The following is a 12121-nucleotide window of genomic DNA, read 5'->3' on the forward strand; positions in this document are numbered from 1 at the left end:
ACTTAGCGCCCCACTCCGTAATCGTCTTCGCGAACCACACGTGGAATAATTTCACGCGGCTCAATCGTGACAGGCTGATAGATAACCCGTTTCTGTTCTGCGTCGTAACGCATTTCCACATAGCCGGAGATAGGGAAATCTTTGCGGAAGGGATGACCGATAAAGCCGTAATCGGTAAGAATGCGGCGCAGATCTGGGTGACCTTCAAACACAATGCCGTACAAGTCGAAGGCTTCACGTTCGAACCAGTTCACTGTGGGCCATACGTGGAACAGTGTAGGTAAAACGGGGAAGTCATCACCCGGCACAAAGCAGCGTACGCGCATGCGGCAGTTATGTTTAACTGACAGCAAGTGAATCACTACTGCAAAGCGATGTGGGAACAAGGAGGGATCAAAGTCGTAAGTGGGAGCACGCCATGCTGAGTAATCCATACCGCACAGATCCATACAGATTTCAAAGGACAAATCTTTATGGTCACGCAGAGTGGCACAGGTTTGCACCCAATCGCTTACCGGCACTTCTAGTGTCAGTTCATTGCGATCCAGTGTCAGCGCAGCTTCTTCACCAAATACGGCGAGAATGTTTTTTTGTAGCGTTTCTAGTCGTGTCATGATGTACGTACCTAGCTAAAACAGACCCGACGCTTAACGCGCGATGGTGTTGGTTAAACGAATTTTATTCTGCACCTGCAGCAGGCCATAGACCAGCGCTTCGGCAGTGGGCGGACAGCCCGGCACATATACGTCTACTGGCACAATGCGGTCACAACCACGCACAACCGAGTAAGAGTAGTGGTAATAGCCACCGCCGTTAGCACAGGAACCCATGGAAACCACCCAGCGCGGCTCAGCCATCTGGTCGTACACTTTGCGCAAGGCAGGCGCCATTTTGTTGCACAAAGTACCAGCCACAATCATCAAATCAGACTGACGAGGGCTTGGGCGGAAAATGATACCAAATTGGTCCAAGTCATAGCGGGCAGCACCCGCATGCATCATCTCTACCGCACAACAGGCCAGCCCGAATGTCATCGGCCACATGGAACCTGTTTTCGCCCAGTTCAGCAACTTGTCTGCACTGGTAGTGATAAAACCTTCTTTCAAAATGCCGTCTATAGCCATAGTTTTTTGCCTTTAGCAGACGCCTACCCTTGAGGGTATGCGCAAAATGCTTATTCCCAATCCAGGGCGCCTTTTTTCCATTCGTACAAAAAGCCCACTGTCAAAATGCCTAGGAAAACTAGAACAGACCAGAAACCCACCATCCCAATCACGCCGTTGGCTACTGCCCACGGGAACAGGAAAGCAATTTCCAGATCAAACATAATGAACAAAATGGCGATCAGGTAATAGCGGATATCCACCTTCATGCGGGAGTCGCCAAAGGCTTCAAAACCGCACTCATAAGGTGATAGCTTTTCATCGTAAGGACGATGTGGCCCCAAAACACGGCCAGCCGCTAACAATGCCCCACCAATACCCGTCGCAACCAGGACAAATAGCAAGATGGGGAAATAATTCTGCAGATTCATGCAACACACCCATTCACAGTAAGTAAACCCTTGGATTGTAGCATTTTCATCTGCCCTTTGAGCCTATAACCCTTGGGCTAACTCAAATTAGACCGGCCAGACGCTTTTTTATAAAAAAAAAGCTTATGAGCACTGCCTTTTAGGCGCTGTACCAATATTACAACTACGTTGCCACAGCCCGACTTAATTCATTACAAAAGGTGTCAGCTGACTTTTAGCTTAAAGAAAAGTGAGGAAATACAGTGCTTTCACCGTAATAAATGCCACACTCCTACCCTAACACAACGCACCAAAACAACCCAAATAAGCCCTTAACCGAAGCCAACATCAACCCAAAAACACAACCCATCCACAGCTGGAATTTAAGAATTATCAGTCATAGAGTTTGCCCAAAAACAAAACACTCACCGAACTACCAGTTAGCACAGGACAAAGAAACACAGGAGCCTGCACTACACACAACCACCTCTCAAGTGGAATAGACCCTCTACGCCCAGCCTGGGATCACACCCCAACATAACGACGACCAACCAACATACACATGCCGCCACTCCCACTCATCAACCCTCAGCCTCCTCCTCATACCCGCAAAGCATTACAACCATGCGTTAGTCAAAACAAGACTGCATTTATCCTAAGCATAAAAAAAGCCACTCCGAAGAGTGGCTTTTCCATGCCTAAGCATTTCGCATTGGCCTGCCGAAGCAGGCCATCATGATACATGGCTAAGCCATGCGGCATGATTAGAAGCGGTGACGCAGACCTACGATAGCCTGTGTAGCACGTACGTCTTGGAACATGTAGCCTGTACCGTATGTACCAACTGCATATACGTTGGTGCGTTTGGACAGATTGTATGTGTAACCCAAGCTGAACAGGTTCTGAGATTTCTTCTGACCTTCGTATGTATCGTTGTACCAGTCATTGCTGCTAGCACGAGACATTGCCCAACCAGCCATTACTTTACCAGCCGCACCAACAGGAGCACTTACACCAACCGCAAAGTTATTAACTTTGTAGTCTTTCATGTCGTTGCCGCCGCCACCGAAACGTGCATCGAAGTCGTCGTTGAATTTAACGCCACGTGTGGACAGAGTACCGTTACGCTCTTGACCCCAGGCCAAGTGCAGTTTTACAACTTCAAAGTCGTAGCTACCAGCCAAGTTCCAAGCTTGTACGGATTTATCCCAGTTGCTAGCTTTCAGGTTGTCGTAAGACACAGCAACGGCTACAGGACCGTTAGCGTAACGCAGACCTGTAGTTACCAATTTCTGGTTGTCGTCTTTAGGGTTGGCTTGACCTGTATTTTTGATGTTCCACTCTTGCTGACCATCAACGTTGAAGGAATAACCAATAGCGAAGTCAAAACCGTTGAAGTTAGGTGTTGCGTACACAACTGTGTTGTCTGCGCGAACAGTTGCTGCGGAGGTAAATGTTTTACCGATTGCAGCCAACTCCATGGAATCGCCAAATGGGCTAGCGATGTCAGCAATGTAGCGGGAAGCTACGTTTTGTTGACGACCGAAAACCAAGGAACCCCAGCTGTCGCCAGCCAGACCCAGAGTTGCTTCACGACCGAACAAACGATCACCTTGCAGGGATTGGCCGTCTGTCAGTTTGAAACCGCTTTCCAATGTGAAAACAGCACGCAGACCATCGCCCAGATCTTCGCTACCGCGCAGACCCCAACGGTTACCGGACTGAACGCCGTCGTAGAAACCTGTGCGAGTTGCTTTAGCATCAGAATCTTTATCTTTGAACTGTGTGTAACCCAAGCCTGTATCAACGATACCGTACAGAGTTACGGAAGTTTCTGCCTGAGCAACGCCAGCGAAACCGGCCATCAAAGCAGCAGCGAGCAGAGTCTTTTTCATGTATGAAATCTCCGTGGATTTTTTGAGTAAATCAGAGCAGCCACTCACAACATGTAGGTGCTACTGCTCTTTCTAACTCCGCAATGGGAAGTTAGAGCTATTGCATCAAAATTCCGCCGCGTTGACTATTGTTTGATGTGATTACCCTGCATAAAGTCCCTGTTCTGTAGTCTATACACGACAAAAACGTCACTTTACTACAACAAAACCAGGTTTACACCAGACCAACAAGAATCCCTTTTACCTTCAAATAAATTTAAAGCAAATATCTAACATCCTGCCGTAAGTAATTGATTTATCAATGAGTGGAACATAAAAAAGATCACCATCTCTTTCACGCCTGCACTGAGGAAATCAGCACAGAACTCACCCTACAGCAGACCTAGCAGCCACCCCTTGCGGCTGCGGCAACAAAAAATGGGCGCAAAAAAGCCGGGCTAACCCGGCTTCAATGTTTTTTTGGTGTCGATGGCGAGACTCGAACTCGCACAGCTTGCGCCACTACCCCCTCAAGATAGCGTGTCTACCAATTCCACCACATCGACATCTAGAAAGATCGTTATTCTAGCACGATCCCCCACGGGCACAAGCACTTTTGCTATATAAGTGCATCTATTGCCCCACAAACAAAAAGGCCGATCATTGATCGGCCTTTTATATAGAGCAATACAACAGATTATTCTGCCGCAGGCTCTTTTACTTCTTCTGTAGATTCAGCAGACTCAACCACTGGAGCCTCTTCTACTTTGCTTTCAGCCTCAGGCTCAACAGCTTGCGGCACACTTGCTGCCGGAGTTGGCGTTGCTGGAATCACTGGCACGCTGACATCTGGCGCAGCAGGTGTAGTTGGTGCTGGGGTCGACATACCTGGAATGATGGACTCAAAGCCCTGCATCACACCCGATTCGATTTCGGCCTTCGCAGATGGCTTGTAAACCACCCATGCCAAACCCGCAGTAGAAACAAAAAACACAATAGCCGCATACTTGGTCGTGCGCGACAAGAAGTTAGCAGCACCCGCAGCACCAAATACACTGCCAGCTGAACCACTACCAAAAGACGAACCCATGTCCGCCCCTTTACCTTGTTGCAACAACACCAAACCAATAATAGTCAGTGAAGACAATACCTGCACTGCCTGCAAGACTGGTTGAATCCATTCCATGTGATCACTCCGTGGCTTATATCGCCGCTATCGCTAAAAATTCTTCGGCCTTAAGTGCCGCACCACCCACCAATGCCCCATCTATGTCAGGCATGGCGAACAAACTCTGGGCATTTGCTGCATTGACGCTACCGCCATACAACACACGCACCTCTTCAGCACCGCTATTACGCAAGCACTCGCGTATAAACGCATGCACAGCCTGAGCTTGCTCTGGCGTTGCACTTTTACCTGTACCTATGGCCCAAACGGGCTCATATGCTACAACTACTCGCTTCACGACATCCGCACCCAAATCTAGCAAAGGCTGCAATTGTCGCAAGACTACATTATGCGCCTCGCCAGCCTCGTGCTCAGTATCACTTTCACCCACACAAAAAACAGGCGTAATACCACACGATAGAGCCTGCACTGCTTTATCAGCCACCAGCTGATCAGACTCCGCATGACGCTGCCGACGTTCAGAATGCCCGACCAGCACCCACTTACAGGCAAAGTCTTGCAGCATAGCCGCTGACACTTCGCCAGTATAAGCACCTTGTTGCTGATCACTAACGTCTTGTGCACCCCATGAGACCACAGAACCCGCAAGAACCTCTTGCGCTTGAGCCAAATACGGGAACGGCACACAGACAGCCAGCTCACAGGCTTGGCTTGGCCGGTAATGCGCCAACGCCTGCAACAGCACCATGCTGCCACCCAGCGACGCATTCATTTTCCAGTTACCAATAATAAGAGGAGAGCGAGTTGTAGTTGTCATTGACCTCTAGTACCTGAAGGCCAAAGGCCATCACAAATAAAACAACCGATAATTGTAGCGTGTTGCCCAGATTTACGCTTAAAAATTGTGCGCTTTTCGCATCGTCATATTGACTAGCTCTTCATAACACCATTCTTTATGCGCGTAGGATGATTTTCCCAACCTGCTCACCAGCATCCATCATGGCATGCGCCTGTGCGGCATCGGCCATATCAAACACAGCATGCACCTTAACGTTAACAGCACCGCGCTCCAGTAATGGCCACACCTGCTCACGCACCTGCCTAGCCAAATCAGCTTTAAAGTGCTGATCTCGAGCACGCAGTGTTGAGCCGGTAAGCGTTAATCTACGCAACATCATTTGTGCAAAATTAACCTCGCCTTTAGGCGCGCCTTGCAAGGCGATCACCACAATACGACCATCATCTGCCAAGCAACGTATATCTCTATTGATATAGTCGCCCGCCACCATATCCAAAATCACATCCACACCGCGATTATTTGTCGCCTCGCGAACAACCTCTTCAAACACCTGTGTTTTGTAATTAATGCCCGTGGCACCTAATGCATTAATAATCGCCACACGCTCATCACTGCCCGCCGTAGCAAAGACACGATGCCCTTTAGCGACCGCCAGTTGTATGGCCATGACCCCAATCCCGCTTGCACCACCATGCACAAGCAGGGACTCACCATCAGCCAAAGCACCACGATTAAAGATATTGCTCCATACCGTAAACGCCGTTTCGGGTATACCAGCAGCATGAACAGGATCTATACCTTTAGGAATAGGCAAACAATGCTGGGCATCCACGACGCAGTATTGCGCGTAGCCGCCACCTGACAGTAGTGCACACACGCAATCACCTAGCGCATACCCACTAGCTTCTACATCGCCACCCACTATTTCACCAGAAACCTCCAGGCCCGGTATATCAGAAGCCCCCGCAGGCGCAGGATACATACCTTTGCGTTGCATCACATCCGGCCTATTCACGCCAGCCGCGATCACACGCAACAACAACTGCCCCGCTGCAGCTTCCGGCATAGGCCTATCAACCCAGCGCAATACCTCAGGACCACCTGGTTGGGAGATTTCTATAGCTTTCATGATATTCACTACCCTTATACATAGATCTACAGAGAGGTCTATTATGACTCGAACAGAATCAAAAGGATAATAGAGGAGCCCTAAGGCATAAGAGATGTTGGTGCATCCACCCGGAATCGAACCGGGACGATCGTTTGATCGAGAGATTTTAAGTCTCTTGCGTCTACCTATTCCGCCATGGATGCCACACAAACTTTTTGGCGGAAGCGGTGAGATTCGAACTCACGGATGAGTTACCCCATCGCTGGTTTTCAAGACCAGTCCATTCAACCACTCTGGCACGCTTCCAAGTTTGATTTACTGATATTGCACCAATAAGATTGGCTCAAAACAGCAAAGAAGAAAACTATACCGTAAATTTAACTGTTTGTATACGCAGAAAGCCGCAAAATACCCTCTTATTACTCAGCCAATCACGAATCTGCCGTCTACATAAAAAAATCCCGGTGAGCACGAATGCCCAATCCGGGATTTTTGCTTTATGTGGCTAGCTTGCGCTAGCACACAAAGACTTACTCAGCAGCCGTATCAGCTTCTGGTGTTGCAGGCGCAGCCTCACCACCTTGAGCTTCAATACCACCCAAAGCTTTGATAGACAAACGCAGACGACCTTTGTCATCAGCTTCTATCACTTTGAATTTCACCACTTGACCAACTTTCAGCACATCATTCACGTTGGCGATGCGGTAGTTAGCGATCTCAGAGATGTGCAGCAAGCCATCTTTACCTGGCAACACTTGCACAATCGCACCGAAATCCAGAATACGCAGCACTGGGCCTTCGTACTCTTGACCCACTTCCACTTCTGCTGTGATTTCTTTGATACGACGTTCAGCTTCTTGTGCTTTCTCTAGGTCAGCACTAGAAATTGTGATCGTGCCATCGTCACCGATGTCGATCTGCGTACCAGTTTCTTCGGTCAGCGTACGGATAGTCGCGCCACCTTTACCAATCACATCACGGATTTTTTCTGGATTGATTTTTACTGTCAACATACGTGGAGCAAATGCGGACAATTCTGTACGTGCACCTTCCAAGGATGTTTTCATCAGACCCAAGATGTGCATGCGGCCTTCGCGAGCCTGAGCCAATGCAACACTCATGATTTCAGTAGTGATACCTTGAATCTTGATATCCATCTGCAATGCAGTAATACCGTGCTCTGTACCCGCTACTTTGAAGTCCATATCGCCCAGGTGATCTTCATCACCCAAGATATCGGTCAACACAGCAAACTTACCACCATCCTTGATCAGACCCATTGCCACACCAGCAACGTGATCAGTCATAGGCACACCCGCATCCATCATTGCCAATGAGCCACCACACACTGTCGCCATAGAGGACGAACCGTTGGACTCAGTCACTTCAGACACAATACGCAACGAGTATTGGAAGTCTTCCGCTGGAGGCAGCATGTGAGCCAAAGCGCGTTTAGCCAAACGGCCATGACCGATCTCACGACGCTTAGGCGCACCAAAACGGCCTGTTTCGCCTGTAGCAAACGGAGGGAAGTTGTAGTGCAGCATGAAACGATCACGGTACTCACCCATGACGGAATCAATGATCTGCTCGTCTTGGCGTGTACCCAGTGTGGCTACAACCAAGGCTTGCGTTTCACCACGAGTGAACAACACGCTACCGTGAGCACGTGGCAATACGCCAGTACGGATAGAAATAGGACGAACAGTACGTGTATCGCGACCATCAATACGCGGCTCGCCACTCAGAATTTGACTACGAACAATCTGGCTCTCGAAATCAAACAGAATGTTTTCAACACCCACTGAATCAGGAGCAGCTTCGCCTTTTTCTTCCGCAGAAGCAGCCAAGGAATCTTTCACAGATTGGCTGATCTCTTTCAAACGCAATGTACGCGCTTGTTTTTCACGGATTTGGTAGGCCTCTTTCAACTGATCAAAAGCAACAGCGCGCACAGCGCTGATCAATGCTTCGTTAGCTGGCTCTGGCTGCCAATCCCACTCAGGTTTGCCGGCATCTTCAACCAACTCATGAATAGCATTGATCACGTTTTGCATTTGCTCGTGACCAAAGGCAATCGCACCCAACATCACGTCTTCAGACAATTGCTGAGCATCAGACTCAACCATCAACACAGCAGCCTCTGTACCAGCCACAACCAAGTCCAACTTGGATTGCTCTGTTTGCGCTGTAGTTGGGTTCAGTACGTACTGACCATCTACATAACCCACACGCGCTGCACCAGCAGGGCCATTGAATGGAATACCAGAAATAGCCAACGCTGCTGATGCACCGATCAACGCAGGGATAACTGGGTCAATCTCAGGATTAACGGACAGCGCGTGAATGATGATTTGAACTTCGTTGTAAAACCCTTCAGGGAACAACGGACGCAGCGGACGGTCGATCAGACGTGAAGTCAATGTCTCACGCTCTGATGGCTTACCTTCACGCTTAAAGAAACCACCTGGAATACGTCCAGCAGCGTAGGTTTTCTCTACGTAATCCACGGTCAAAGGAAAGAAATCCTGACCGGCTTTAGCTTTTTTAGCACCTACAACGGTTGCCAAAATAACGGTATCTTCAACAGAAACAAGCACGGCACCTGATGCCTGCCGTGCAATTTCACCCGTTTCCAACACAACTTCATGTGCGCCGTACTGGAATTTTTTTGTGACTTTATTGAACATTCACTACGTTCCTTACAATAAAAAACCGTGCGTACCGCAAGAGGTTTCTTGCAGCAAGCACGGTTATTTCGTGCGGGGCATGCCCCGGCATATTACTTACGCAGACCGAGTCTTTCGATCAACGCACGGTAAGCGTCAGGCTTACGATCTTTCAAGTAATCCAACAGTTTACGGCGACGGCTAACCATGCGCAGCAGACCACGACGTGAGTGGTGATCTTTAACGTGGGTTTTGAAGTGCTCTGTCAAATGAGCAATACGTGCCGAAAGCAGCGCTACTTGAACTTCTGGAGAACCAGTATCACCGGCTTTACGTTGGTATTCCGAAACGATTTCGGTTTTTTTAACTACTACTGTCATAACATTATCCTCAAATAACTTGCGATAGAACCGAGGAGCCCTATCGTGTCATCAGCAAAAACACTTTGCTTACGCAAAACAATCTGGAATTATATAGCAAAATGCCTAAGCACGTAAGATTCTTCAATGACGCAATCCCGTAATTAGGCACTGCCACCACAGGAAGTACGAAAAATGCCACGCTTTACCGCCCTACCCTGCATTACTTTTGTCAGCCTATTGATGGCAGGCTGCACCAGTCTAAGCAACGTACCACCAGGCACCGCGTTAGATACAGCCATTAACGAATACGGCACACCCACACAACGCTGCAATAACATCAAACCTGAACTGGTGAACTGGTCTACCCAGCCTATGGGTTACTACGCGTGGACAGCCGAGGTGGATGAACAAAACATTATTTTATCCATACAGCAAATGCTCTCTGATGAAGGCTTTAGACTGCTAGACCAACACGACTGGACCGCTGCCATGATTGCCTGCTGGTATGGCCCACCCGCAGTGGATGAGTTTGCCCGATGGAAAGGCGTGACCTATCGCACGTGGTCATATCGTTACAAGCAAGGCGGCGCGTTTAACTCACTCATGTATATGTACTTCAACGACAAGGGCCAGTTGGTTCACCACCACCCTGGCCCTGATCCTCGCGACATTAACGACGGTATATTTCGCGGTATGGATTAAGCATCCTCGCGGCGCTGCTCAATCAACCTACGCGCACGATGCCAGCGCCACGCCATCACCACCCAACCCGACAGGCCGTACAGCACAAACAAGCCAAACAGCACCACCGGTGGATCGGAAGACACAAACACGAACAACAACACTAGCAACAACATCCCCCAAAATGGCACACTTTTGCTCAACGCAAAGGTTTTGCCACTGTAGAAAGGTGCATTGGAGACCATAGCAACGCCAGCGTAAATTGTGAGAACAAAGGCACTCCACTGCAATACGTGCGTAGAAATCGGCAATTTATTATCCACCGACAGCCACACAAAACCCGCTATCAGCGCAGCTGCTGCAGGACTAGGCAAGCCTTGAAAAAAGCGTTTATCCACAACAGCGATATTGGTGTTGAAACGCGCTAAGCGCAATGCCGCGCCCGCGACAAACACAAATGCCGCTAACCACCCCCACCGACCTAGATCTTGCAGCGCCCATACATACATCACCAATGCAGGCGCCACACCAAAAGAAGTTAAGTCAGCCATGGAGTCATACTGCTCACCAAAAGCGGACTGCGTATTGGTCAGGCGCGCTACTCGCCCATCCATACCATCAAATACCATTGCCAAGAATATGGCTATAGCAGCCACTTCAAACCGCCCATTCATGGCCTGCACGACGGCATAAAAACCGGCGAATAAGTTCGCGGTAGTAAACGCGTTAGGTAAAAGGTAAATACTGCGACGACGTAATTCGTCTGTATTGCGACCGGGCATAATTCAAGCTGAAGGTAAGAAACCAAAGAAACCGCTTAAAAGCAGCTGGGTAAGAATGAGATATTAGCAGCTTATGGGCAATTACAAAAAACAAAAAGGCTGGCACAGGGAGATCCCTAGGCCAGCCTTATGGCGTTAATCACGCCACATGCTTAGTTTTTAGATTTATCAACCAATTTGTTGGCTGCAATCCAAGGCATCATTGCACGCAGTTGTTCGCCCACACGCTCAATCTGAGATTCAGCGTTGATACGACGACGCGATGTCAATGTTGGGGCACCAGCAGTGTGCTCCAAGATGAAGTTTTTAGCGTAAACACCGTTTTGGATGTCGGCCAGAACTTCACGCATTGCTTTACGTGTTTCATCAGTAATGATCTTAGGACCTGTTTCGTACTCACCGTACTCCGCGTTGTTGGAGATGGAGTAGTTCATGTTGGCGATACCGCCTTCGTAGATCAGGTCAACGATCAACTTCAGTTCGTGCAAGCACTCGAAGTAAGCCATTTCTGGCGCGTAACCAGCTTCAACCAATGTATCGAAACCAGCTTTGATCAGTTCAACAGCACCACCACACAGAACAGCTTGCTCACCGAACAAGTCAGTTTCTGTTTCTTCACGGAAGTTTGTTTCGATGATACCGGCACGACCACCACCGTTTGCGCTAGCGTAGGACAGAGCTACATCACGTGCTGCACCAGTTTTATCTTGGTATACAGCGATCAGGTGAGGAACACCACCACCTTGACGGTATGTACCACGTACTGTGTGGCCTGGAGCTTTAGGAGCAACCATGATCACGTCGATATCATCACGTGGCACAACTTGGCCGTAGTGAACGTTAAAGCCGTGAGCAAATGCCAGTGCTGCGCCTGGACGAATGTTTTCAGCAACTTGTGTACGGTACACTTCAGCGATGTTCTCGTCAGGCAACAAGATCATTACTACGTCAGCAATTTTAACGGCTTCAGCCACTTCCATCACTTTCAGGCCAGCGCCTTCAGCTTTGCTCCAAGAAGCACCGCCTTTACGCAAACCAACAACCACATTCACGCCGGACTCATGCAGGTTCAGTGCGTGAGCGTGGCCTTGTGAACCGTAACCGATAATGGTAACTGTACGACCCTTGATCAAGGAAAGGTCACAATCTTTGTCGTAAAAAACTTTCATGGAATCTGCTCCAAATTTTTGTCGCCTTGTGG

12 protein-coding genes and 3 tRNA genes are annotated in these 12121 nt (G+C 48.9%); 1 reads left to right on the plus strand and 14 read right to left on the minus strand.

Annotated features, from left to right (window positions below; all coding sequences use genetic code 11):
• Positions 1 to 2: 2 nt before the first annotated feature.
• The 12 genes from ACLPHM_RS06940 to rpsO all read right to left on the minus strand — a co-directional run bounded on the left by ACLPHM_RS06940 (position 3) and on the right by rpsO (position 9475).
• Positions 3 to 614, minus strand: coding sequence for an NADH-quinone oxidoreductase subunit C (locus tag ACLPHM_RS06940; protein ID WP_430220507.1), 612 nt, complete (start codon positions 612 to 614; stop codon positions 3 to 5).
• 33 nt (positions 615 to 647) lie between these two features.
• Positions 648 to 1124, minus strand: a complete 477-nt coding sequence (locus tag ACLPHM_RS06945) for a NuoB/complex I 20 kDa subunit family protein (protein ID WP_135861460.1) — start codon at positions 1122 to 1124, stop codon at positions 648 to 650.
• Between the two features lie 50 nt (positions 1125 to 1174).
• Positions 1175 to 1534 carry an NADH-quinone oxidoreductase subunit A gene (locus ACLPHM_RS06950; protein ID WP_430220508.1) on the minus strand — a complete coding sequence of 120 codons (360 nt, stop codon included), beginning with the start codon at positions 1532 to 1534 and terminating at the stop codon, positions 1175 to 1177.
• Positions 1535 to 2277: 743 nt separating this feature from the next.
• Complete coding sequence (locus ACLPHM_RS06955; protein ID WP_430220509.1) at positions 2278 to 3408, minus strand: porin; 1131 nt, start codon at positions 3406 to 3408, stop codon at positions 2278 to 2280.
• Positions 3409 to 3868: 460 nt separating this feature from the next.
• Positions 3869 to 3953 (minus strand) — tRNA-Leu (locus ACLPHM_RS06960).
• Between the two features lie 131 nt (positions 3954 to 4084).
• Positions 4085 to 4573, minus strand: a complete 489-nt coding sequence (gene secG / locus ACLPHM_RS06965) for a preprotein translocase subunit SecG (protein WP_430220510.1) — start codon at positions 4571 to 4573, stop codon at positions 4085 to 4087.
• 16 nt (positions 4574 to 4589) lie between these two features.
• On the minus strand, positions 4590 to 5333 hold the full coding sequence (gene tpiA, locus ACLPHM_RS06970) for a triose-phosphate isomerase (protein ID WP_430220511.1): 744 nt from the start codon (positions 5331 to 5333) through the stop codon (positions 4590 to 4592).
• Positions 5334 to 5469: 136 nt separating this feature from the next.
• Positions 5470 to 6444 (minus strand): NAD(P)H-quinone oxidoreductase, encoded by a 975-nt coding sequence (locus tag ACLPHM_RS06975; RefSeq protein ID WP_430220512.1) that lies wholly within the window; start codon positions 6442 to 6444, stop codon positions 5470 to 5472.
• A 98-nt stretch (positions 6445 to 6542) separates the two neighbouring features.
• A tRNA-Leu gene (locus ACLPHM_RS06980) sits at positions 6543 to 6629 on the minus strand.
• 13 nt (positions 6630 to 6642) lie between these two features.
• Positions 6643 to 6732 (minus strand) — tRNA-Ser (locus tag ACLPHM_RS06985).
• 224 nt (positions 6733 to 6956) lie between these two features.
• Complete coding sequence (gene pnp / locus ACLPHM_RS06990; RefSeq protein WP_430220513.1) at positions 6957 to 9116, minus strand: polyribonucleotide nucleotidyltransferase; 2160 nt, start codon at positions 9114 to 9116, stop codon at positions 6957 to 6959.
• Positions 9117 to 9208: 92 nt separating this feature from the next.
• Positions 9209 to 9475, minus strand: a complete 267-nt coding sequence (rpsO, locus tag ACLPHM_RS06995) for a 30S ribosomal protein S15 (protein ID WP_135861467.1) — start codon at positions 9473 to 9475, stop codon at positions 9209 to 9211.
• Between the two features lie 174 nt (positions 9476 to 9649).
• On the opposite strand from rpsO, the gene ACLPHM_RS07000 reads away from it, so the two are divergent.
• Positions 9650 to 10159 carry a hypothetical protein gene (locus ACLPHM_RS07000; protein ID WP_430220514.1) on the plus strand — a complete coding sequence of 170 codons (510 nt, stop codon included), beginning with the start codon at positions 9650 to 9652 and terminating at the stop codon, positions 10157 to 10159.
• Here the strand turns inward: ACLPHM_RS07000 and pssA are convergent.
• Positions 10156 to 10920 carry a CDP-diacylglycerol--serine O-phosphatidyltransferase gene (pssA, locus tag ACLPHM_RS07005; RefSeq protein WP_135861469.1) on the minus strand — a complete coding sequence of 255 codons (765 nt, stop codon included), beginning with the start codon at positions 10918 to 10920 and terminating at the stop codon, positions 10156 to 10158. The two genes, ACLPHM_RS07000 and pssA, sit on opposite strands and share 4 nt — an antisense overlap.
• Positions 10921 to 11072: 152 nt before the next feature.
• The gene (gene ilvC, locus ACLPHM_RS07010; RefSeq protein ID WP_430220515.1) at positions 11073 to 12089 is read right to left on the minus strand and encodes a ketol-acid reductoisomerase; all 1017 of its coding nucleotides are present in this window, start codon (positions 12087 to 12089) and stop codon (positions 11073 to 11075) included.
• Positions 12090 to 12121: the final 32 nt, after the last annotated feature.

It is taken from the genome of Paenalcaligenes sp. Me131, assembly GCF_050487225.1.
Classification (GTDB): Bacteria; Pseudomonadota; Gammaproteobacteria; order Burkholderiales; family Burkholderiaceae_B; genus Paenalcaligenes.

Coding starts and splice junctions, on each gene's coding strand:
- ilvC (WP_430220515.1), bottom strand. CDS start 12,089: ATGAAAGTTTTTTACGACAAAGATTGTGACCTTTCCTTGATCAAGGGT.
- secG (WP_430220510.1), bottom strand. CDS start 4,573: ATGGAATGGATTCAACCAGTCTTGCAGGCAGTGCAGGTATTGTCTTCA.
- ACLPHM_RS06975 (WP_430220512.1), bottom strand. CDS start 6,444: ATGAAAGCTATAGAAATCTCCCAACCAGGTGGTCCTGAGGTATTGCGC.
- ACLPHM_RS06950 (WP_430220508.1), bottom strand. CDS start 1,534: ATGAATCTGCAGAATTATTTCCCCATCTTGCTATTTGTCCTGGTTGCG.
- ACLPHM_RS06945 (WP_135861460.1), bottom strand. CDS start 1,124: ATGGCTATAGACGGCATTTTGAAAGAAGGTTTTATCACTACCAGTGCA.
- ACLPHM_RS07000 (WP_430220514.1), top strand. CDS start 9,650: ATGCCACGCTTTACCGCCCTACCCTGCATTACTTTTGTCAGCCTATTG.
- rpsO (WP_135861467.1), bottom strand. CDS start 9,475: ATGACAGTAGTAGTTAAAAAAACCGAAATCGTTTCGGAATACCAACGT.
- ACLPHM_RS06940 (WP_430220507.1), bottom strand. CDS start 614: ATGACACGACTAGAAACGCTACAAAAAAACATTCTCGCCGTATTTGGT.
- pssA (WP_135861469.1), bottom strand. CDS start 10,920: ATGCCCGGTCGCAATACAGACGAATTACGTCGTCGCAGTATTTACCTT.
- pnp (WP_430220513.1), bottom strand. CDS start 9,116: ATGTTCAATAAAGTCACAAAAAAATTCCAGTACGGCGCACATGAAGTT.
- tpiA (WP_430220511.1), bottom strand. CDS start 5,333: ATGACAACTACAACTCGCTCTCCTCTTATTATTGGTAACTGGAAAATG.
- ACLPHM_RS06955 (WP_430220509.1), bottom strand. CDS start 3,408: ATGAAAAAGACTCTGCTCGCTGCTGCTTTGATGGCCGGTTTCGCTGGC.